Here is a 20,349-nt window from a genome sequence, read left to right as displayed (position 1 = left end):
CACATAATCATCATCCCGAAGAAAGGAAAAATAATGGGTTCGAAAGCTTTTCGGACTAAGCTCACCCGAGTGTTAGCGGTTGCACTAGCTGCAACGCTTGTACCGGTGGCTGCACCCGCTTTTGCCCAAACGGGCCCCGGCAACATCAACCCTGGCGCTACCGGTTCCATCACCGTCCACAAGCTCTCTGAGCCAAGCACTCCGGGCACTGCAGGCACTTCCTTGCAGAGCACGCCTGACGCTTCAGCGCGGCAACTGAATGGTGTCGAGTTTGAAATCAAGAAAATTGATGGGATGGATCTCACCTCCGCAGCAGGTTGGCAAAAACTGACTGAGGTAACAGCGCTTATCAACGCAACCGATAATGCCAAGAAAGCAGATGCTGCGCTAACCGAAAAAGGGCACAGCCTGAGCGCTGTCGGTGGCGACAACAACGGAAAAAAAGTTACCGCGGGTGACGGCTCAGTAACATTCGCTAACCTCCCTGTTGGCGCTTACTTGGTTACCGAAGGCGACGACACCGGCAACAACGGTATCATCTCTAAGACCGATCCTTTCATCGTTACTGTTCCTTTCCCAACCACTGACGGTGGCGCTAACGGCTGGAACTACGATGTTCACGTTTATCCCAAAAACACCGTTTCCTTGGTGGAGAAAGTTGTCGACGAGTCTGCTGCAGTGAAACTGGGCGACACTCTGCGCTGGTATGTTTCCTTTACCATCCCGGGGCAGCTCGATATTACCTCTTTCAAGTTCAGCGACAAGATCGACACAATGACCAATTTCTCTGGTCTAAAAGCCGCGATTGTGCCTGCTGACACCCCGAAAGCACAGTTTGCTACTGCCTTTGCTTCAGGCGAAACAGTGCAGTTGCCAAACGTAAATAAGACCGGTTTGGAAACTAATGGCTCACCTACTTCCGATAGTGTGCCTGGAAGCATCGATGTCACCCTCAACGGCGCTGCAGCAGAAAAATTAAAGCAGCACCGCAACAAAAAACTGATTTTTGAGGTTTCTGTAACAGTTGAGCGAGTTACCGGCAACGGTCAAATTAAAAACGCTGGCAGCGGTAATGAAGCTTGGGCACAGGGTGAATTTAACCAAAACGGTAAGGCTCTGGTTCCTGCTGGAGAAGGCGCGCCTGGTACTTCAAACTGGGGCACTGTAGACCTCAAAACCATTAGTGATTTGAAGGATAAAGCTGCGCTTAACAACGCCACCTTCAAGGTTTACAGTGACGCAGAAGCCGCAAAACGTGCTATCGCCGGGAATCCGCAGGGTGATGACACCGTACTTGCTGAGGTCACCACAGACACTCAGGGTCAGGCGAGCTTCAGCCTACGCAATGGCACCTACTACCTGGCACACACGGGTGTTCCAGCAGGTTTCCAACAGCTTGCCGCGCCGATTAAGGTAGACGTCGAGGGCGTGCGCACCCTGACTCACTACCCAAATCTCGACAATAACAACGGGGCTGTTAAGGTTGACAACGCCGAATGGGTTATCACCCTTAACGCTCGCACTCCTGGCGACGATGCAACCAGCCTGTTGCCAAACCTGCCAATCACTGGTGGTTTCGGCCAGTTGCTCCTGGCACTGGCTGGCACCACTGTGCTTGCGATTGCGGTTGTAACCTTTGTTGCAGCGTCACGACGCCGTAAACAGCACTAGCGTTTAATCGTCTATAATCTCTGGTGGGTACGAGATTCTCGTGCCCACCAGTTGTATTTGTAGCCCAGTCTGATTTTTCATGCGTTTCTTTTTTCTGCGATTACTAACCTCTGCACTAATCCTGTTGGGCGGTGGTTTGCTGTTATATTCTGATACTGCTTCCTGGCTTAATCAACACCGCCAATCCGCAATTGTTAACGCCCTCGGAGGTAGTGTGTCAGAGGCAGATCCTGCGCCCGCAGAGCAGCTTGCAGCCGCCCGCCGTTACAACGCTGCTCTCAGCTCCGGCGCTGATTTGCTGGCGCATCAACGCAAACCTGCCGGAGTTGGAAGTGTGGATCAAGAAGCCGCAGACATTTGGCCTTACGAGCAAATTCTGACCGCCGACAGTCAAGGCTTGATGGGGCGGATCCGCATTCCCGCGATTGACGTTGATCTACCGATTTATCACGGTACCTCTGAAACTGTTTTAAGTCGCGGCGTAGGACATTTGGAGGGCACCTCGCTGCCAATTGGCGGCTCAGACACACACACAGTTTTAACCGCACATCGCGGACTAGCTCAGTCACGGCTGTTCACAGATCTAGACAAACTTGCTGAGGGAGATACTTTCACAGTAGAGGTGTTTGGTGAGGTTTTGGTATACCGAGTCTTTCAAAAATTAACCGTACAGCCTGAGGATAACGAAAGCCTCCGACAGATTGTCGGAAAAGATTTAGCGACGCTTGTAACCTGCACTCCCCTAGGTATTAACTCGCACCGCATTTTGGTCACTGCGGAGCGGGTACACCCCACCCCAATGACGGAGGTGGAGCAGGCGCAACAACCTTCGGACCTGCCACGCTTCCCGTGGTGGGCGGTTTGGGCCTTATTATTTGTGTTGTTAGCGACCTTTAACGCTCTCCACGCTTGGTGGCAATATCGGGGGCGAGACAATCGCCACACTACACCCCCATTCAAGAACCTAAAATACTCGGTATAATTCTGTTGGCCCACACAACCGGTACGGGCACCACAGCAGCACCGCACCACAAAGGTTTGCCATGATTCACCAAAAGCTAAATTTACCGCCATGGCTACTCGCAGTTATCGCCATGCTCACCGTGCAGCTCTCCAGCGCACTCTCAGTCCCGGTGGTTGAGCAGGTAGGGCCGGCCGCTGCAGGCTGGCTGCGAATGATATTTGGCGCTCTGCTGATTTTGTTGTTTACTCGCCCCGATTTTAGAGCTATTCGCCGCGGGGATATTCCAGCGCTGCTGGCGCTCGGTGTTGCCACTGGGTTTATGGCTGTTTTCTTTCTCGCCGCAATTTCGCACATTCCGCTTGGCACCGCAGTTGCCATCGAATTCATGGGTCCACTTTTGGTTGCCGCGATTGCCAGCCACAGCCGCCGCGCCCTGCTGTGGCCAGCACTAGCTCTCAGTGGGGTGCTGCTCATGACCGAGCCGTGGCAGGGCGAAATCAATTTCGTTGGCGCTGGTTTTGCGCTCGCGGCCGGTATTTGTTGGGGGCTCTACAATCTCCTGACGCAGCACGTCGGAGACCGTTTCTCAGGTATTTCAGGGCTTGCATTAACAATCCCGGTTGCGGCCATCGCTACCGCGCCGTTCGGGATACCACAGCTCCTCTCCCATAATTTTGAATGGTGGATCCTCCCAGCCGCTGCAGGACTAGCCCTCATGGCACCGGTTTTCGCGTTCGCGCTTGAAATGCTGGCGCTGCGGCGCATGACGCACACAGCTTTTGGCACACTGCTTTCTGTGGAGCCGGCTTTCGGGCTTCTCCTCGGCGCTCTTGTGCTGACACAGATTCCAACCCCGCTGCAACTGCTCGGCATCACCATCGTGATTATCGCTGGTGCTGCGGCCCAACGCAACGGTCACCGCACAGCTTGACTCCCTGCGCGATTAAGACTCCATGCTAACAACATGCTTTGCTAGCTGAAGACTGCATATAGGGTCTTCCCTATCTAGGCGGCAAAGCCGCTTTCTCCCAACTCTCACGCGCTCCTGGGACACTGTAAAAAAGTGTATGTGGCCGCAGCTGTTGCGGTAACAAAAGAGAGTTTTCGGACGCAGCTTGCAGGTGTTCTGCAAACCATCTCGGGTCACGCGCCGCAACCTTCTGACACAGCACCCGGTATTCTAATTCCAGCTGCCCGACAGTGACAGGGATTTGCGGTACCGTAATATCTACAACCTGAATCTTTGCGGCATCAAAGTTATAACCTCGGGCACCAGCTGCGGCATGTAGCCCAACAAGATAGCTACCGATTGCTGCTACTGGGTCTTGCTGCGCTCGAAACCTTTCCAACTGCGGATGTTTAGTGTAACCGCGCGTCTGCCCTAACAGCACTTTCTGCGCCAACAGAGTTTCGCGCCAGCAAGCCACCAAAGCTTTACCGTCTAGCATTTCGGGAGCTAGCGACCATAGCCTCACCCTTGCAGCTCCGCTTTCTGTCCGCGCAGCTCGGCCCTGATAGCTGCCGCAGCTGTTTTGTGACTGAACTCGTATCTTTGCTGTTGCAGTTTTTGCGGTATCACGTTTTGGCTGGCGAGCGCGAGTTCACGAGCGCCAACTTTTCCGAAGATGCATGCTACGGCAATCCGCGGCACCCGTATAATCGCGGGGCGTCCCAACACTTTCGCAAGCGCAGCAGTGAATTCGCGGTTGGTGAGACGCTGCGGCCCGACTGCGTTGATTGGCCCGTGATAATCAGGGTTTTCTACAGCTTCCCGGTAGATACGTACCAGATCTGCTGCACCAATCCAGGCAAAGAACTGTCTTCCGTCTCCGAGCGGCCCGTTAATACATAGTTTTGTGAGCGTTGCTAGGATTTTCAGGATACCGCCGGAGCCGTCAAGCACTAACCCGGTGCGAATATGCACGGTGCGCTTGCCTGCTGCTGCCACGGGCGCGCAAGCTTTCTCCCAGGCTGCGCACACTCCCGCCAAAAACCCGCGACCGCGCGGGCTCTGTTCGGTAACCGGCGAGTGCGCGTCATAGCCGTAATAGCCCACCGCTGACGCCGTCACCAGCACCTCACAGCCCGGGGTTTGCGCCACCAACTCAGCCAGTTTCTGGGTAGGCGTAACCCTGGAATTGTGGATCGCACGTTGGTGTTTACGGCTAAACCGTCTTGCTAGTGGTTCTCCCGCAAGATGCACCACCGCGTCTACTCCCCGCAGCAAATCAGGGTCGGGATTTTCTGGTCGCCACTCTCTGCTGTTTGCTGGCTGACTCTCTTTTTCGCGCCGGCCGGCCCTGACTGCGTGACGCATTCTACTGGTTGCGGGTAAGGCTTTACGCTTTTTGCCATCGCGAGGGCGCCGCAACCGCACGACTGTATGTCCGGCTTGCTCTAGCGCCGCAGTCAAACGCCTACCAACCAGCCCTGTTGCACCGGTGACCGCAACGGTAAGTTGCTCTGCTGATTGCGCTTCGGTGGTTACATCTCGCTGTGCCATCACATCGCTTCTTTCATGTTCTGCTGCCGCTGTGCGCTTTGTCACGTGCTAATGGCCTCACTTTATCTCATCAACTTGTGACTCTGCCCACAGCTTAAGTCTGCTAGTTTCTGCACGGCGCGACTGCAGCTCGGTCGCTTATTTTCCTGGCGCGACTAGCCTTCTTTCTGGTGGCGCTAGGTGCAACAGTCAGCAGGTTCATACCTCCTGCGCGCTATCCGCAGCCAGTATTTCGCGGACCCGCGGCGCTACTTTCGTGCCGTAAAGCTCGATTGACCCGAGCAGGGTTTCATGCGGCATCTGCCCGGTAGCGTATTTCAGGTCGAAGCGTTTCAGGCCGAGTGTTTTCACGGTTGAGGCGATTTTCTGCGCGACTGTTTCGGGTGATCCCACATAGAGTGAGCCATACTCTATCTCTGTGTCAAATTCTTTTTCGGTGGCGGATCCCCAACCGCGTTCTTTACCGATACGGTTTCGTGCCCGCAACCAGTGTTCCCTGATCTCTTCACGAGCTTGCTCATCACTGTCTGCGATGTGCCCTGGTGAGTGTACTGCTACCGGCAAACTGCCGTTCCCAAGCTGTTCGTTACCGGCACGGTATGCGTCAACGAAGGGTTTAAAACGCGCTGGCTGCCCACCAATGATGGCGAGCATCAGCGGGGTTGCGGTATTTACTGCGCGAGCAATTGATTCAGGGCTGCCACCAACGGCTAACCAGTGCCGCAGCGGTTCCTCCGTGTTAGGATACACGGCTTTAGTAGCAAGCGGTTCAAGCCCAAAACGTTCTGCGGTAATCTGCCCGCCCGCAACGATTTGCTTAAAAATATCGAATTTTTCAGCAAAAAGCTTTTCATAGTTTTGCAGGCTGTAGCCGAATAGCGGGAAAGATTCGGTGAATGACCCTCGCCCCAGTACTGCCTCGGCACGGCCGTTGCTGAGCGCGTTAATGGTAGCGAATCGCTGATATACCCGAATCGGATCGTCCGAGCTGAGCACTGTTACTGCCGAGCCGAGCTTAATCCGCTCGGTTGTGCTTGCGAGCGCCGCGAGAATAGTATCGGGGCTACTCACCGCAAAATCTGGACGATGATGCTCCCCAATCCCGATGAAGTCAAGCCCGACACGGTCAGCCAGCTGCCCCTGCAGCAGCACGTTCCTAATCACCTGGGCATGCGATAACTTGTTACCTTCACCATCTCGGGTCACGTCGCCGAAAGTGTCAATACCGAGCTCTATCCCGGTAACGGATGTGTTGTTCATAATCTATAAAACAATGCAACAATATTTTTTATTGCATATAACCGCAATTTTAATTTTCAAACTGTTTCGAACCGGAGCGCAGCACCGGCTTTCCATTACCCACAGTTAATCTAATCAAGAAAGCGATAATGAAAGTGATTGTTAGCATCTCACCACCGTCTTCAAGCACGGCTATCCAGTCAAAACCTTGCAAAACTGACATTGCTGCCACATGGACTAAATCAATAAACACTCCGAAGAAAGCCAAAACCATAATCAGCAGAAGCAATCTTTGGAATACCCACCGTTCCGTGCTGTCCGCTCTCAGGTAGGCTGGGATCAAAATCATCAAAGAAACCAAAGCAACCAGCAAAGAAACTGTTGCTTCTCCGAAGTCAGCGGGGCGTAACCCCCACATTGACTGTAGTTTTAATGCTTCTGCTATATATGCTCCGCCTTTTTCATGAATTTGATAAGAGTCATCACCGAGCAAATAGGTAAAGGGTAAAATCCAGGCAGCGAGTTTCCAAGAACGTGTTTCCACGGCTAACACTAGAATCAAGAAAACTATGTATAAAATTTTGAGGTACTGAAAAAATTCAGCATATCCGCGGTCTACATCAATATAAAGCAAACTGTTTTCGGAACCTCTAGCCCAGGACCAAATATGCAGCGCGATAAACATTAAATCGCTTAAGACAATGAAACCTATCAACACGCCTACTGAGCGTTGTCCCCGAAAAATCCAGGAGCTGGTTTCCTTAAGTGAGGGCAAAACACCTGGGTCAGCTACATACAAAACTTAAATCCTCATTCACCTCAGCAAGCAAATTTTCATTAAACAATATCCAAAAAATATTAATTTTGCTTGGAAAGTGACTGAATCTTTCATAAAACCTACCGCCACTTCCCCCCCCCCGCCGTCTTAATGATCAGCGTTTATCCCTATCCTTTAGGAGCACGCGCTACTGTGCCAAACCACGACTGCAACGAAGCGCCATTGGTGGAGCTCGGCGAATTGCAGCTGTTTGGACCAACCAATCTCATCACCTGGGTGTTTGAATACTCACAAGCACCCTAGGCCTTTCCTGCTCTGCTCTCTAAATATTGAATTTTCGCAAAATTAAATTTCTGTAAGAAATACTAGCGACCCTTAAAATTATCCATTGAGTTGTAAACCTTAAATATCCTCCCGGCGATAAAATCCCAAGCTGCGGTAGGAAGTATCCCGCGCAAAATCATCGCAAACTTTACCGTCCATGGTTTTAACACATATGGTTTACCGGAGAGCATCCCTTCCCAGGCAGCTTTCGCTGCAACTTCTGGAGTCATGATTGGTGTCAACAACGGCCCTTTTGCGCCCGCGAACATTCCTGTCGCAATATAGCTTGGGCAAAAAGTTGTCACCCGCACATGCTGCTTTCCAAATTTTTTCAGCTCCAACCGCAAGGAGTCGCTCCACCCAATCATCGCCCATTTGGAGGCAGCGTATACACTCATATTCGGGTTAGCCAGTGTACCCGCCGCAGAGGCAATATTTAAAATACGCTTTGGCCGATCCACATCTGCCAGCATCACAGGCAACAGCGCTTGAGTCAGCAGCATCGGCGCATAAGTGTTTACCGCCATAGTGGTGTTTATTTGCGCCACAGAATGCTCCCAGAAAGGTGCCGCAAACACCACGCCGGCGTTATTCACTAGCACATCTACACCGCCGCAGTCCCTTAAAATATTGGCAGCTACAGACTCCAGCTGAGCTGTGTCAGCCAAGTCAACACAGTAGGTAATAAGCTCTGCCTTAGAAACCGCGCGCAGCTGCTGCGAAAACTCTGCAAGGGCGTCCTCATTCACATCTAGCAGCACTATTTTGCTAGCACCCGATGCAGCAGCAAATTTCGCAAATAAAGCACCCAAACCGCTAGCTGCACCAGTAATGACAACTCGCGCATGCTCCAAAACCTCAGCAACCATTGCCCACTCCTTGCAATTTATCACGCGCAACTTGAAAAGCTTTTACACCATCAAAATACTCCACAATCTTACTAAAATATCCTTACAATAATGCTGCAGCAACCCCGAGCATATCCAGCACCCCGCTCTCGCAACAGCAACTACTGCTCCCTGGTAGAGTTATGGAGGATAGTTGCGAAGCCGCAATCATGAGCCAAGGAGGGATGATGTCATTAAGCGTCTTAGATATGTTTTCAATCGGGGTCGGGCCATCATCTTCACACACCGTCGGCCCGATGCGCGCAGCCCGGGAGTTTGTCTCTGACCTGCGCCGCCTAGAGCTTTTTGACACCACCGCGCGCGTCTGGTGCGGGCTGTTTGGCTCGCTTGGCGCAACAGGGCGCGGGCACGGCTCAGACACTGCCGTGATGGCCGGCCTTGGCGAACACGAACCAGAAACTATTGACCCTGTGCTGCTGCAAAACCCGCAGCCACCCTTCGACTGGGATGTCGAAATCACCCTGCTAGGCAGGCAACAAATGCCGGGGCACCCCAACGGGATGCGTTTCGTCGCCGCTGACGCTTCCGGCCACGAACTTTACACCGCAGAGTTTTACTCAATCGGTGGTGGTTTTATTGTGCGCGCTGAGGATCTTGGGAAACCTCCCGCAGAGACTGCCGAGATCCACGAACCATATCCGTTTAATCTCGCCGAGGAATTGCTCGAACACTGCGCCGCCACAGGGAAGTCAATCGCCCAAATCGCGCTGGCAAACGAGCTGGCTGCGCACCCAGAAGCCGCGGTGCGTAAACACCTGCTGGCTGTCTGGCAGGTAATGCAAGAGTGTGTTTACAACGGTTGCACACGCACTGAGGAACTTCTGCCCGGCTCGCTGCGGGTGAAGCGCCGCGCCCCGCAGCTGTATCAGCAACTGCTGGCAGGAGAGATCCACACCCCGCAAACCGCTAGCGAGGCGGCAGCGGCCGCAGACACCGGCAGAACGGTTATTGGCGCGAAAAAAGCAGACCCGCTGACCGCGATGGACTGGGTCAGCCTTTACGCTCTAGCCGTCAATGAAGAAAACGCTTCCGGCGGGCGGGTGGTCACGGCTCCCACTAACGGTGCTGCCGGCATTATCCCCGCAGTGCTGCACTACTATGTGCGGTTTTTAGACGACGGCACCGAAACCACGGAGCGGGTTATCGAGTTTCTGCTCACCGCAGGAGCGGTCGGCTCACTGCTTAAACGCAACGCCTCGATTTCCGGCGCTGAGCTGGGGTGTCAGGCAGAGGTCGGGTCAGCTTGTGCGATGGCCGCGGCTGGCCTGTGTGCGGTGCTTGGTGGATCCCCCCAGCAGGTTGAAAACGCGGCCGAAATCGGCTTAGAACACAATCTTGGCCTCACCTGCGACCCGGTGGGCGGGCTCGTGCAGGTGCCGTGCATTGAACGCAACGCTATCGCCTCGGTGAAAGCTATCACCGCGGCACGCCTGGCGCTGGTTGGCGACGGCACCCACCTGGTGACCTTAGATCAGGCGATTAAAACCATGCGCGACACCGGGCTTGACATGAAACGCAAGTACAAGGAGACCTCGCTCGGCGGGCTTGCCGTAAACGTGGTGGAGTGCTAGCGGCGGCGCGGTAGCAGCGGCGCGGTAGCAGCGGCGAGCTGTGCCGGGCCCGCTGATCCACCACAAAAATCTGCTGCCTAAATGCTCGCCAGCACACCGACTCCAATAAGCGCCACAAGCAGCCCAACGGTTTGAATTCGGCTTGGGATCTCTTTCCAAAACAGCAAAGCCAACAGGATAGTGACCGCAGGATACATCGAAGACACAACCGCCGCGATACCGGTGTGGATACTGATGCTCGCCAGCGCATAACTGAGTTCCGCGATAATATCTGTCACACCCGCCATGCCAGCTATCAGCAACGCTTTGCCGTGCAGCTGCCCTGGTTTTGGTTTACGAAACACACGCACCACAAGGATCGCCCCCGAAACAACCACAAAATCTGCGATTCTGGCGATGGTGACTGTCCAATAAGGATCAACCTCGCTGGCTGCTTTGCTTAGAATAAAATACGCACCAACCAGCACCGACGCGAACAGCGCATATGGCAGCGAGATTTTCATGCGCTGTTTTTCTGAGTCCGACAATTTAGTAAACTCGGCGACACCGCTTGCAAGCAGCGAGCCGCCCAAAGCCAGAATACAAGCAAGCAACGGCACGATGCTGAGCGGGGCTCCGGTGATAAAACCCCAAATAATCGGGATGACTGCCGCTCCCGCAGCTGTTGGCAAAACCACAATAGCTGGGCCGATAGCGATTGCCCGATAAATAAAAACCAGCGATGTTACCGACAGCACTCCTGCCGGGATAGCAGGCCAAATCTCTGTAACCGGAGGTGGTGGGGCACCATGCACAAGCACTAAAACGGCGCCCACAAGCAGTGCGCCGACGGAGGATATCCACAGCACGGTAAGCACCCTGCTGCTTTTTGACTGCATCCCGCCCAGAAACTCCGATGCTCCCCAAGCAAACGCGGCAGCTAACGAAAAGAGTATTCCAGCCATATCGACACTACTTTGTATTGTGAAGGCAGCAAACAGCTGCTTGAAACGAGATATTACACCCGCCCCAGCGAGCCCGCAACCGCAGCACTGGAGGTGCTGAAACTAACTTTTACTCCCGTCTAGCAACTCATCGGCTCGATTTACAGCGAGCTGGCTAGAGTCGATAAGGTCTTGCGGCGCATTGTTGCTGATTCTGCAATCAAGCGCCCGCTGAAAACACTCTTTCGCCTGCGCGATATCACCACAACAGAAATAAACTTTGCCCAGGTGCTGCGTGTAGGTGGCTGCTTCAAGCGGATGCTTTGCCGCGCGCACCAACTCAGTGTAAATTTCTGTGGCTCCCGCAAAATCGTTTAAGTCACGCAGCGCATCAGCCATCAGCGCCCGGGCGCGTTTACTCTCGGGGTGACGTGAGAGAAAATCTCTGATGCCGTGCAGGGCTTGCTGCGGCTGGCCGATCCACAGCAAAACAATTTCGTCTAACAGCGGATCAGCTGCGTGCTCGCGCCTAAACTCGGCCTCATCAGTAATCACCGGTTTTAGTGTTTCGTAGTCAATGTGCCACATCGCCGCATAAACTCCAATCTGTGTCCGCGTCTCAAATTGCGCTCCAAGCGCCTCTAGCGAGAATACCAAAAAGCAAGTAATAATTGTGGATCAGCAGTTCTGCAAACACCCCGCCTGTGAAATAATAAAACCATGATTTCACCAGACCTGCACGCTCTCGGGTTCGATTTTGCTGACTGGGATGAAATGATGGATCTCGTCGTCACCAAAGAAATCCCGACAGTAAATAACATTGGGCCATACGATGCGGTGGGCCGTTATGATGACCCGAGCGGCGCTAAGCTCGGCTTGTTTGTTTACGAGGGCAGCAACCCCTACACTGTTGTGTCGATTGACGGCGTTGGCGGCTATGAAGTCAAGGCATATCTTTTGCACCCGGCTTGCGCGCTGCTGGATATTTATATCGAGGGCGAGCTTTACACGCGACTGATTGCGCATGTTGATGACACCCATTGCTACCCCACATATGAGTATAAGGCTTCGGGCAAGCTGGCTGAGTTCAGCAACTATTCGTTAGGCGCTGCTGCTGTTGAGTTCAAGCTGTTCGAGAGCGAAGCCGAGTGGGAGCAGAGCAAAGCGCAGACGGCAGAAGGCTTCCCGACCGGGAGCCAGTTCGTGCTTTGCCCATCACTTTTCTCCCTTGCCAGCGGCGAGATTGACGAGAATGAAGTGCAGCCGTTTGCAATGTTTACGGGTGTTATCGAGTCAGTGGAGCTGAAAACCAATCAACTGGCAAACGCTAACTGGTATCGGGCGATTGTGGATTGCGGTTTTAAAGTGGCTGTGGCGATTCCGGCAGATGTTGCCAAGCCGCCAGTGCCGGGCGGCGTCATTGACGGCGTAGTCATGGTGCTGGGCACATCGGGGTTCTGGGACCAAGAACGGTAGAGCGGTTTACCCTTATCGCCCAAAACTAAACACCAACAGAAAGCAAGCAAAGTGCCAACCGAGCGTACAGCAGACTCGGAGCTGTGCTAGTGCGGTGAACCCGGAACGACACTTGCGACGCACGCGCTAAAATTAGCTTATGGCTGTTGATCGTATCGCTCGGGTTTACCGTATGAAGTTTTCTACGGTCTACCCCCTGCTTTTGGCGAAGGCCCAGCGTAAGGGCCGCGCGAAAGCTGAATTAGATACTGTGATCACCTGGCTGACCGGCTATTCACAGGCGGAGCTGGAAGCACAGATTGCTGCCGAAGCTGATTACGAAACGTTCTTCGCGCAGGCTCCGCAGATGAACCCTGCATGCGCTTTAATCACCGGTGTTGTGTGCGGTGTGCGTGTCGAGGATATCGAGGATCCACTGATGCAGAAGGTGCGTTGGCTAGACAAGCTCGTTGACGAGTTGGCTCGTGGTAAAGCGTTGGAGAAGGTCCTACGCTCAGCGTGATGTTGTATCACCGTTGCGGACGCAAGAAAAGACGATAAAACACTCTTTTAGTGCCCGACAGCTCAACAACCAGGAAAAATCGACTTGGCTCCCCCAGAGCAGTCCAGTGTTATTGTTATTCACTTACAAAGTGGAGCCGCCGGGAATCGAACCCGGGTCCACGTTGATGATTCTGTGCCTTCTACGTGCGTAGTTCGTTAGACGTTTTGCTCGATCCCGTCCATTGTTACGAACACCTTGGACGACAGACCCAGCCGCAGTGAAAAGTCCCGCTGCGCCCTGAGGCGCGACGCAGCAGCTAGTCTTCTAAGATGACGCCAGCCGCGGGGCGAAGACGAACCCACGGGTGACGGACTTTTTAACCGCCCTGCTTAAGCAGCAAGTGCGAAGTCGGCGCGTTTAGAGTTTGCACCTATTTTTTGCAAGCACGTTTACGAGATGACTTGCATTCTCGGCACGCTTCTCACAGTCTCAAATCAACGTGTCGAAACCGATCGGCCCCGGATTTTGCACAACACAATACTCGGGTAGTTTCAACCTAAATATTATGTTGTCAAAGTTCTAACGCTTAAGCGTAGCTTCTAAATATAGCACCCGGGCACCACTTTGCGCAAGCCGCGGAGGCTGAAATCAGGGTCTTTGCAGAGCCTATTACGCCGCAGGTGGATCAGCCCCGCAGGCAGCTACTCTCCGAGCCTATTGCGGCTGCGCATCGCTCGCTCAGCCTCCAGCTTGTCCTGCCGCTCCCTGATGGTTTGCCGCTTGTCATACTCTTTCTTACCGCGCGCCAGCGCAATCTCAACTTTGACGCGTCCGTCCAGGAAGTACAGCTTCAGCGGCACAATGGTGACGCCACTGTCGCGAGTTTTTTGCCACAGCTTCGCAATCTCGTGCCGGTGCAGCAACAGTTTGCGCTTGCGCCGCGGGACGTGGTTCGTCCAGGTGCCGTTAAGGTACTCGGGAATATATGCCGCGTCTAGCCAGGCTTCACCGTTTTCAATGAAAACATAACCGTCAGTGAGCGACGCGCGCCCTTCGCGCAGCGATTTCACCTCGCTGCCGGTGAGCACCATTCCCGCCTCGTAGGTGTCGAGAATGTGGTACTCGTGCCGCGCTTTTTTATTTGACGCAATCAGTTTTTCACCTGGCGTTTGCTTTGACATCTGCCACTCCTTTCTCGTCACCTTCGAGGTGTCATTTACAGTTTAAAAAATTTCGCTTGCCTGGAACGCTTGCGCACGCGGCAAGCGCTTATGCACCACAGTAAACGTTGCGCACCGCAGTAAAAGCTTGTGCACCGCAGCCAGCGGCCGCAGTGCACAGCATCAAGCATAGCTTTTATTTATACCTTGAGGTAGCGGGTAATCGCAACTTTTGCTGCGGCACCCGCGAGCAGGATGCTCACCCCGATAAGAATCGGCGGCACGATGAGCGCCTGTGTGACCGTAATATAACTTGTGAACGGCATCGCCGTGGTCAGCACGTCCTGCACAAAGAACCGCACAATCGCCAGCGTTGCAACACTCGCCAGAATCGCGCCGAGCAGCGCCGCCACGATACCCTCCAGAATAAACGGGGTTTGAATAAACCGGTTCGAGGCTCCCACCAGTCGCATAATCGCGATTTCACGGCGCCTACTGAAAGCGGAGAGGCGAATCGTGGTTGAAATCAACAGCATCGCCGCCACCAGCATCAGCGCCGCGATACCAATCGCGGTGTAGCTGGCAATTGCCAAGAACACAAAAATACTATCGAGCAGCGCCCGTTGATCAGACACGCTTTGCACGCCCGGTTTCCCGGTAAACGCCTCGGTTACAATCTCCGACCGGCTCGGGTCTTTCAGTTTCACCCAGAAGGTTTGATTCAGCTGTTCTGGGCGGGTGATATCAACCACCGGGTTACCCTCAAACTGCTTCACAAACTCTGCGTATGCGGTTTCGTGATCCACAAAAGTATAGCTTTCAATGTGGTCTGCCAAAACCGTTGATTTCAGCTCATTTTCAACCGCCGCGAGCTGTTCAGCATCAGCGTCTGCTCCCGCACATGTGGCGCTCTGATCAAAGGCGGTGCACATGTAAATCGCAACCTCGGCGCGATCATACCAGTAGTTTTTCATCTGCTGCACCTGCAGCTGCATCAAAATCGCAGCACCCACGAAAGTGAGCGACACGAAAGTCACCAAAACCACTGAGGTGACAACCGAGAAGTTACGGCGCAGCCCACGGAAAACCTCGCCAATCACAAAAGAGAATCTCATTTAACCGGCCCCACTTCTTCATCGCCCTCAGCGGTGTCTTCAAGCCCCAGGCGCTCCGCAATGCCCGCAACTGCGGTCGCGTCAGCGTTTAACAGGTCTGCTAATGCCTGCTCCTGTGCTGCGATTGGATCAGCCGCTGCTACCTCTGGCTCGGCGCTTTCTGCGACATCGAGTAACGGTTCTGACGGGGTCAAAATATCCTGTTCGATGTCTCCCCCGGCTGCTTCAGCAAGCACCGAGTTCACATACTCAGTGTCAATAAACTCCGGATTAAACCCGGTCTGCTCGGCGGGAGTAACCTCCGGTAGCGCCGCTGCCGCAGCAGCATCAGTCGCTGGTTCAGTCTCCGCTCCCGCTGCCGCCACAGCACCCGCAGCAGCACCGTCATCAGCCACAGCGCCGGCAGCGGCAACGCCGGCCGCGGCAGCACCGGCCGCGGCAGCACCCGCGATACCCGCGTCGGAACTGTCCATAGCCGGCACCGCAGCCGGGTTCAGCGTCTTCGCAACGGTCTCTGTCGTCACCCGCAGCGGGGCACGCAGCCCGGCCTTGCGCAGATCCTCCAACGGAATCGAAGCAGTTTCACCATAGCCGCCGCTCTGCTCATCACGCACCACAACACCTTCGGAGAGCTCAATCACACGCTGCCGCATGATATCCACAAACGCCGCCTCGTGCGTCGCCATCACAATCGTGGTGCCCGCAGCATTAATTTCCTGCAGCAACTGCATAATCCCGAGGCTGGTTGCGGGATCCAAGTTTCCGGTCGGCTCGTCAGCAAGCAAAATTGCGGGCTTATTAACAACCGCACGCGCAATCGCCACGCGCTGCTGCTCGCCACCGGAAAGCTCATGCGGGTATCGCTTCTCCTTACCCGCGAGCCCCACGGTCTGCAGCACATCCGGCACCGCTTCCTGAATAAAACCGCGAGATTTGCCGATCACCTGCAGCGAAAACGCCACATTCTCGTACACGTTCTTGTTCTGCAGCAGCCTAAAGTCCTGGAAAACCATCCCCAGATTGCGGCGGAACAGCGGTACCTTGCGGCTTGAAAGTTTACTGAGGTCGTGGCCCAGCACGTGCACCTGCCCGCCGGTTGCCTGATCCTCGCGCAGCATCAGACGCAGACAGCTCGACTTGCCTGAGCCCGAAGAACCCACGATGAACACGAATTCACCGCGGTCAATTTGCAGCGACACATTATCTAACGCGGGCTTTTTAGTGCCGCGATAGCGTTTAGTTACATTGCTGAATGTGATCATGGTGCTTACGACTTTACGCCCTCACCAGGTTTTCAGCGGCGTGCCGCGCGCTATCTGGCAGATATTCTCAGCTTTGCTGGGCGCGCCACTTAATACCCGCAGAGATAAACCCGTCGATACCACCATCGAAAACCTGCTGCGGATTGTTCACCTCATACTCGGTGCGCAGATCCTTCACCATCTGATACGGCGCCAAAACATAGCTGCGCATCTGGTCTCCCCAGCTGGCGGTGATGTTGCCGGCGAGCTCCTTTTTCTTCGCAGCCTCTGCCTCGCGCTGCAGCACCAGCAGCCGCGACTGCAGCACCCGCATCGCCGCGGCACGGTTTTGCAGCTGGCTTTTCTCATTTTGCATTGCGACCACGATGCCGGTTGGCAGGTGGGTGATGCGCACCGCTGAATCTGTCGTGTTAACTGACTGCCCGCCAGGCCCCGAGGAGCGGTAAACATCAACGCGAATATCGCTCTCCGGAATTTCCACAGCCTCCGCTTCCGGTAGCAGCGGAATCACCTCGACCGCGGCAAAACTGGTCTGCCGTTTGCCCTGTGAATTAAACGGGCTCATGCGCACCAAGCGATGCGTGCCTGACTCCACCGACAGCGCCCCGAAAGCGTACGGCGCATCAAACTCGATTGTGGTCGACTTGATGCCCGCTTCTTCGGCGTAGCTGGTTTCCATCACGGTGGTGCGGTAATTATTGCGCTCACCGTACCGCAGATACATCCGCTGCAGCATCTCCGCAAAGTCGGCAGCATCGACACCGCCGGCTCCGGAGCGGATCGTCATCACCGCGGCGCACTCATCGTACTCTCCTGAGAGCAGCGTTTGCACCTCTAGCTCATTTACTGCGGTGTGGATCGCCCCAAGCTCTTTTTCCGCTTCTGCAATGGTGGCAGCGTCTGCGGCCTCAACCGCCAGCTCCACCAAAACTTCCAGATCGTCAAGTCGCGCCGCGACCGCGTCAATCTTCTGTAGTTTCGCCTTGGCGTAACTCAGCGCGCTGGTCACCTGCTGCGCCCGCGCTTGATCATTCCACAGCTCAGGGTCAGCTGCCTGCTGCTCCAGGTCAGTGATTTCCGCCCGCAGGGCAGCCACATCAATGACCTGCGCGATATCCGCATGGGTTTGTCTGAGGGTTTTAATCTGCGCCGCAAAATCTTGATCAAGCATGATTATTAAGCATACCGCGCCGCGTCTGCACCGCGCAGGAAAATACCCCTCCCGCGCCGCCGTAGCGGGAGCTCAGCAAACCACCTCACCGCCACCTCAGATGATACGAAATATATAGCTAATACACCGTTTTCACTGCTTATTCCTTTGCTTTTTACTGGTTTTTGTGCCAGAATCAGTAGCGTGAGCAAAAAGCTAATGGCTCCTTCACTGGATCCGGTTTCAAAGCAGATTGTTGAGCAACTTCAGCTCGACGGTCGCAAAAGCTATGCCGAAATCGCGAAGGTTGTGGGGCTGTCAGAGGCTGCTGTGCGGCAAAGAGTGCAGAAGCTCACTGATGCCGGCGTGATGCAGATTGTTGCGGTTACCGACCCGATGCGGTTGGGCTTCAGCAGACTGAGCATGATGGGCATCAAGGTTCTCGGCGATATCCGCACGGTAGCCGATCGAATCGCAGAGATGCCTGAGGTGTCATATTTAGTTATGACTGCTGGCGCGTTCGACATTATTGTCGAGCTTGTCTGCGAAGACGACAACGCCCTAATCGAGGTGCTGAACGGCAAGATCAGAGCCGTCGAGGGGGTTGCCGCCACAGAGACCTTTATGTATCTCAATATCCATAAACAGAAATACGACTGGGGAACACGATAACCATGTCTTTTGATCCAGCTGCAGCAGTAGACGTTGCTGCTCTACAGGCAAGTGCCGGCAAGCATCTGTGGCCGCACTTCACTTCACGCAAAGTACTAAACGACGGTATTCCAGTGATCACCCGTGGCGAAGGCCACATGATCTACGACGCACAGGGCAAGGGCTACATTGACGGCCTGGCTGGCCTGTTCGTTGTAAACGCAGGCCACGGCCGCGATCGCATTGTGCAGGCTGCTGCAAAGCAGATGAAGCAGCTTGACTTCATGCCTATCTGGTCATACGCACACCCAGCTGCTATTGAGCTGGCTGAGCGTCTGGCAAGCTACGCACCGGGCGACCTGAACCGCGTATTCTTCACCACTGGCGGTGGCGAAGCCGTAGAGACCGCTTTCAAGCTTGCAAAGCACTACTTCAAGCTCAAGGGCAAGCCAATGAAGCACAAAGTGATTTCTCGCTCTGTCGCTTACCACGGCACCCCGCAAGGCGCTTTGACCATCACCGGTATTCCTGACATGAAGAAGTTCTATGAGCCACTGACCCCGGGCGGGTTCCGTGTACCAAACACCAACTTCTACCGTGCAGATGAAATGGGCGGCCCAAGCGATGACCTCGAGGCATTCGGCCAGTGGGCAGCAGACCGCATCGAAGAGATGATTGAGTTCGAGGGTCCGGAAACTGTTGCGGCAGTGTTCCTGGAGCCAGTGCAGAACTCAGGTGGCTGCTTCCCACCTCCACCGGGCTATTTCAAGCGCGTTCGCGAGATTTGTGACAAGCACGATGTGCTGCTCGTCAGCGACGAGGTTATCTGTGCTTACGGTCGTATCGGTGACTTCTTTGCGTGCAAGGCTCTGGGCTACACCCCAGACATCATCACCAGCGCTAAGGGCATCACCAGCGGTTACGTTCCAATGGGTGCTGCTATTGTGAGCGATCGCGTATACGAACCATTCAACGATGTTGACAACACCTTCTACCACGGCATCACCTTCGCTGGTCACCCAGCGGCGGCAGCTGCGGCACTTGAGAACTTCGACATCTTCGAGGAAGAGAAGCTGAACGAGCGCGTTGTAGAGAACAGCCCACTATTCCGTGCTGAGCTTGAGAAGCTGCTCGACATCGATATCGTTGGCGACGTTCGCGGTGAGGGTTACTTCTTCGGTATCGAACTTGTGAAAGACAAGACCACCAAGGAAACCTTTAACGAGGAAGAGTCAAACCGTCTGCTGCGCGACTACCTGTCACCACACCTGTGGGATGCAGGCCTGTACTGCCGCGCTGACGACCGTGGCGACCCAGTAATCCAGCTGGCTCCACCACTGACCATCGGCCCAAGCGAGTTTGCTGAAATCGGCGGCATTCTGCGCTCTGTGCTGAAAGATGCTTCTTCTAAGATCTAATTTTTAGAGTAGGAGCTGAGGTGGCATCGCCCAAGGGCGATGCCACCTTTGTTTTTCCCAGCCAGTGCCCAGCTCATACCACGCATAAATTCAGCACCCTAGCCGGTATCACTCATCTTTGTCCTCTACTATCAAAGTCATGAACTTCAAAAAACCTCTAGTTATCGCGGCAGCATCTGCCGTTGCTGTTACCGCTCTCGTTGGCTGTGTACCGCGCGACGCGGCTAACACCTCCGGCAGCCCAGTAAATCCAACCGCCCCGCAATCTTCTGGCTCCACCGGGCATACTGGCACGGCAACAACTGCCCCGACTGCGCCAAGCACCACCCCTGCCACGGCGGTAACCACTTTCGCTGACGCGAAGCAGGCGCTGCAGACTGCTGCACAGGCGCACCCTGGGGGCGTGATTACCGATCTTGATTACGAAGAGCACGGCAACCATTGGGATGTCGAAATTTTCAAGGCTGACTCCACCATGGTAACGCTGGAACTTGATCCAACCGGCAAAACAATTTTGCTGCAGGAGCCGCTGGAGCTCGCTGACTCCGACGACATCGCTGACGCTAAACGCGCGGTTATCAATATCCTAGATGCGCTAAACGCTGTGCCTTCTCACCTGCAGGGCACTGTCTACGATATCAACCTTGACAACGTCGGCACGCAGCTGCTGTGGGAGATTACGGTGCTGCCAGCTGGGCAAACCGCACAAACCCGAGTGCTGGTTGACGCGGTAACAGGCTCCTTAGTCTAGG

20 protein-coding genes and 1 other RNA gene are annotated in these 20,349 nt (G+C 54.6%); 9 read left to right on the top strand and 12 right to left on the bottom strand.

Annotated features, from left to right (window positions below; translation table 11 throughout):
* Positions 1-33: 33 nt before the first annotated feature.
* The 3 genes from F5897_RS02695 (at position 34) to F5897_RS02685 (ending at position 3,566) form a co-directional block, all read left to right on the top strand.
* Positions 34-1,671 carry a SpaH/EbpB family LPXTG-anchored major pilin gene (locus tag F5897_RS02695; RefSeq protein ID WP_183304372.1) on the top strand — a complete coding sequence of 546 codons (1,638 nt, stop codon included), beginning with the start codon at positions 34-36 and terminating at the stop codon, positions 1,669-1,671.
* A 79-nt stretch (positions 1,672-1,750) separates the two neighbouring features.
* Positions 1,751-2,653: a class C sortase gene (locus F5897_RS02690; RefSeq protein WP_183304371.1), complete on the top strand. Its 903-nt coding sequence runs from the start codon at positions 1,751-1,753 to the stop codon at positions 2,651-2,653.
* 61 nt (positions 2,654-2,714) lie between these two features.
* Complete coding sequence (locus F5897_RS02685) at positions 2,715-3,566, top strand: EamA family transporter (RefSeq protein ID WP_233574329.1); 852 nt, start codon at positions 2,715-2,717, stop codon at positions 3,564-3,566.
* A gap of 70 nt (positions 3,567-3,636) precedes the next feature.
* Here F5897_RS02685 and F5897_RS02680 read toward each other — a convergent pair whose 3' ends face one another.
* From F5897_RS02680 to F5897_RS02660, 5 genes are all read right to left on the bottom strand, one after another.
* Complete coding sequence (locus F5897_RS02680; RefSeq protein WP_183304370.1) at positions 3,637-4,083, bottom strand: pyrimidine dimer DNA glycosylase/endonuclease V; 447 nt, start codon at positions 4,081-4,083, stop codon at positions 3,637-3,639.
* Positions 4,084-4,106: 23 nt separating this feature from the next.
* Complete coding sequence (locus tag F5897_RS02675) at positions 4,107-5,138, bottom strand: TIGR01777 family oxidoreductase (protein ID WP_183304369.1); 1,032 nt, start codon at positions 5,136-5,138, stop codon at positions 4,107-4,109.
* 198 nt (positions 5,139-5,336) lie between these two features.
* Positions 5,337-6,398 (bottom strand): LLM class flavin-dependent oxidoreductase, encoded by a 1,062-nt coding sequence (locus F5897_RS02670; protein WP_183304368.1) that lies wholly within the window; start codon positions 6,396-6,398, stop codon positions 5,337-5,339.
* 49 nt (positions 6,399-6,447) lie between these two features.
* The gene (locus F5897_RS02665; protein WP_183304367.1) at positions 6,448-7,176 is read right to left on the bottom strand and encodes a hypothetical protein; all 729 of its coding nucleotides are present in this window, start codon (positions 7,174-7,176) and stop codon (positions 6,448-6,450) included.
* A gap of 344 nt (positions 7,177-7,520) precedes the next feature.
* Positions 7,521-8,348, bottom strand: coding sequence for an SDR family NAD(P)-dependent oxidoreductase (locus F5897_RS02660; protein ID WP_124824479.1), 828 nt, complete (start codon positions 8,346-8,348; stop codon positions 7,521-7,523).
* A gap of 206 nt (positions 8,349-8,554) precedes the next feature.
* On the opposite strand from F5897_RS02660, the gene F5897_RS02655 reads away from it, so the two are divergent.
* Positions 8,555-9,958 carry an L-serine ammonia-lyase gene (locus F5897_RS02655; RefSeq protein WP_183304403.1) on the top strand — a complete coding sequence of 468 codons (1,404 nt, stop codon included), beginning with the start codon at positions 8,555-8,557 and terminating at the stop codon, positions 9,956-9,958.
* Positions 9,959-10,035: 77 nt separating this feature from the next.
* On the opposite strand, the gene F5897_RS02650 is transcribed toward F5897_RS02655, so the two are convergent.
* Both F5897_RS02650 and F5897_RS02645 read right to left on the bottom strand, forming a co-directional pair.
* The gene (locus F5897_RS02650; RefSeq protein WP_183304366.1) at positions 10,036-10,902 is read right to left on the bottom strand and encodes an EamA family transporter; all 867 of its coding nucleotides are present in this window, start codon (positions 10,900-10,902) and stop codon (positions 10,036-10,038) included.
* A 102-nt stretch (positions 10,903-11,004) separates the two neighbouring features.
* Positions 11,005-11,538 carry a tetratricopeptide repeat protein gene (locus F5897_RS02645; protein WP_183304365.1) on the bottom strand — a complete coding sequence of 178 codons (534 nt, stop codon included), beginning with the start codon at positions 11,536-11,538 and terminating at the stop codon, positions 11,005-11,007.
* A gap of 63 nt (positions 11,539-11,601) precedes the next feature.
* On the opposite strand from F5897_RS02645, the gene F5897_RS02640 reads away from it, so the two are divergent.
* Positions 11,602-12,357, top strand: coding sequence for a hypothetical protein (locus F5897_RS02640; protein ID WP_183304364.1), 756 nt, complete (start codon positions 11,602-11,604; stop codon positions 12,355-12,357).
* 139 nt (positions 12,358-12,496) lie between these two features.
* The gene (locus F5897_RS02635; protein WP_183304363.1) at positions 12,497-12,859 is read left to right on the top strand and encodes a DUF2200 domain-containing protein; all 363 of its coding nucleotides are present in this window, start codon (positions 12,497-12,499) and stop codon (positions 12,857-12,859) included.
* Between the two features lie 128 nt (positions 12,860-12,987).
* Here F5897_RS02635 and ssrA read toward each other — a convergent pair.
* The 5 genes from ssrA to prfB form a co-directional block, all read right to left on the bottom strand.
* Positions 12,988-13,361: a transfer-messenger RNA gene (gene ssrA, locus F5897_RS02630) on the bottom strand.
* A gap of 181 nt (positions 13,362-13,542) precedes the next feature.
* Positions 13,543-14,022, bottom strand: coding sequence for an SsrA-binding protein SmpB (smpB, locus tag F5897_RS02625; protein WP_183304362.1), 480 nt, complete (start codon positions 14,020-14,022; stop codon positions 13,543-13,545).
* A gap of 179 nt (positions 14,023-14,201) precedes the next feature.
* The gene (gene ftsX, locus F5897_RS02620) at positions 14,202-15,116 is read right to left on the bottom strand and encodes a permease-like cell division protein FtsX (RefSeq protein ID WP_124824495.1); all 915 of its coding nucleotides are present in this window, start codon (positions 15,114-15,116) and stop codon (positions 14,202-14,204) included.
* Complete coding sequence (gene ftsE, locus F5897_RS02615; protein ID WP_183304361.1) at positions 15,113-16,378, bottom strand: cell division ATP-binding protein FtsE; 1,266 nt, start codon at positions 16,376-16,378, stop codon at positions 15,113-15,115. The genes ftsX and ftsE overlap by 4 nt, the downstream gene beginning before the upstream one ends.
* A 67-nt stretch (positions 16,379-16,445) precedes the next feature.
* Complete coding sequence (prfB, locus tag F5897_RS02610; RefSeq protein ID WP_183304360.1) at positions 16,446-17,549, bottom strand: peptide chain release factor 2; 1,104 nt, start codon at positions 17,547-17,549, stop codon at positions 16,446-16,448.
* Positions 17,550-17,747: 198 nt separating this feature from the next.
* Between prfB and F5897_RS02605 the strand changes: the two genes are divergently transcribed.
* From F5897_RS02605 to F5897_RS02595, 3 genes are all read left to right on the top strand, one after another.
* Positions 17,748-18,200 carry an Lrp/AsnC family transcriptional regulator gene (locus F5897_RS02605; RefSeq protein WP_124824614.1) on the top strand — a complete coding sequence of 151 codons (453 nt, stop codon included), beginning with the start codon at positions 17,748-17,750 and terminating at the stop codon, positions 18,198-18,200.
* Between the two features lie 2 nt (positions 18,201-18,202).
* Complete coding sequence (locus F5897_RS02600; RefSeq protein ID WP_183304359.1) at positions 18,203-19,597, top strand: aspartate aminotransferase family protein; 1,395 nt, start codon at positions 18,203-18,205, stop codon at positions 19,595-19,597.
* A 139-nt stretch (positions 19,598-19,736) separates the two neighbouring features.
* Positions 19,737-20,348 carry a PepSY domain-containing protein gene (locus F5897_RS02595; protein ID WP_183304358.1) on the top strand — a complete coding sequence of 204 codons (612 nt, stop codon included), beginning with the start codon at positions 19,737-19,739 and terminating at the stop codon, positions 20,346-20,348.
* The last annotated feature ends 1 nt before the right edge of the window (position 20,349 follow it).

It is taken from the genome of Canibacter oris (assembly GCF_014197205.1).
Taxonomy (GTDB): domain Bacteria; phylum Actinomycetota; class Actinomycetes; order Actinomycetales; family Microbacteriaceae; genus Canibacter; species Canibacter oris.
The sequence above is the reverse complement of the archived record's forward strand: the minus strand, read 5'-3'. Positions and strand labels throughout refer to the sequence as shown.

Bases quoted from the DNA above. Each gene is read 5' to 3' on its own strand.
- F5897_RS02650 (WP_183304366.1), bottom strand. From the start codon at position 10,902: ATGGCTGGAATACTCTTTTCGTTAGCTGCCGCGTTTGCTTGGGGAGCA.
- F5897_RS02680 (WP_183304370.1), bottom strand. From the start codon at position 4,083: ATGCTAGACGGTAAAGCTTTGGTGGCTTGCTGGCGCGAAACTCTGTTG.
- F5897_RS02655 (WP_183304403.1), top strand. From the start codon at position 8,555: ATGTCATTAAGCGTCTTAGATATGTTTTCAATCGGGGTCGGGCCATCA.
- F5897_RS02635 (WP_183304363.1), top strand. From the start codon at position 12,497: ATGGCTGTTGATCGTATCGCTCGGGTTTACCGTATGAAGTTTTCTACG.
- prfB (WP_183304360.1), bottom strand. From the start codon at position 17,549: ATGCTTGATCAAGATTTTGCGGCGCAGATTAAAACCCTCAGACAAACC.
- F5897_RS02685 (WP_233574329.1), top strand. From the start codon at position 2,715: ATGATTCACCAAAAGCTAAATTTACCGCCATGGCTACTCGCAGTTATC.
- F5897_RS02600 (WP_183304359.1), top strand. From the start codon at position 18,203: ATGTCTTTTGATCCAGCTGCAGCAGTAGACGTTGCTGCTCTACAGGCA.
- F5897_RS02595 (WP_183304358.1), top strand. From the start codon at position 19,737: ATGAACTTCAAAAAACCTCTAGTTATCGCGGCAGCATCTGCCGTTGCT.
- ftsE (WP_183304361.1), bottom strand. From the start codon at position 16,378: ATGATCACATTCAGCAATGTAACTAAACGCTATCGCGGCACTAAAAAG.
- F5897_RS02670 (WP_183304368.1), bottom strand. From the start codon at position 6,398: ATGAACAACACATCCGTTACCGGGATAGAGCTCGGTATTGACACTTTC.
- F5897_RS02690 (WP_183304371.1), top strand. From the start codon at position 1,751: ATGCGTTTCTTTTTTCTGCGATTACTAACCTCTGCACTAATCCTGTTG.
- smpB (WP_183304362.1), bottom strand. From the start codon at position 14,022: ATGTCAAAGCAAACGCCAGGTGAAAAACTGATTGCGTCAAATAAAAAA.
- F5897_RS02605 (WP_124824614.1), top strand. From the start codon at position 17,748: ATGGCTCCTTCACTGGATCCGGTTTCAAAGCAGATTGTTGAGCAACTT.
- F5897_RS02675 (WP_183304369.1), bottom strand. From the start codon at position 5,138: ATGGCACAGCGAGATGTAACCACCGAAGCGCAATCAGCAGAGCAACTT.
- F5897_RS02695 (WP_183304372.1), top strand. From the start codon at position 34: ATGGGTTCGAAAGCTTTTCGGACTAAGCTCACCCGAGTGTTAGCGGTT.
- ftsX (WP_124824495.1), bottom strand. From the start codon at position 15,116: ATGAGATTCTCTTTTGTGATTGGCGAGGTTTTCCGTGGGCTGCGCCGT.
- F5897_RS02660 (WP_124824479.1), bottom strand. From the start codon at position 8,348: ATGGTTGCTGAGGTTTTGGAGCATGCGCGAGTTGTCATTACTGGTGCA.
- F5897_RS02640 (WP_183304364.1), top strand. From the start codon at position 11,602: ATGATTTCACCAGACCTGCACGCTCTCGGGTTCGATTTTGCTGACTGG.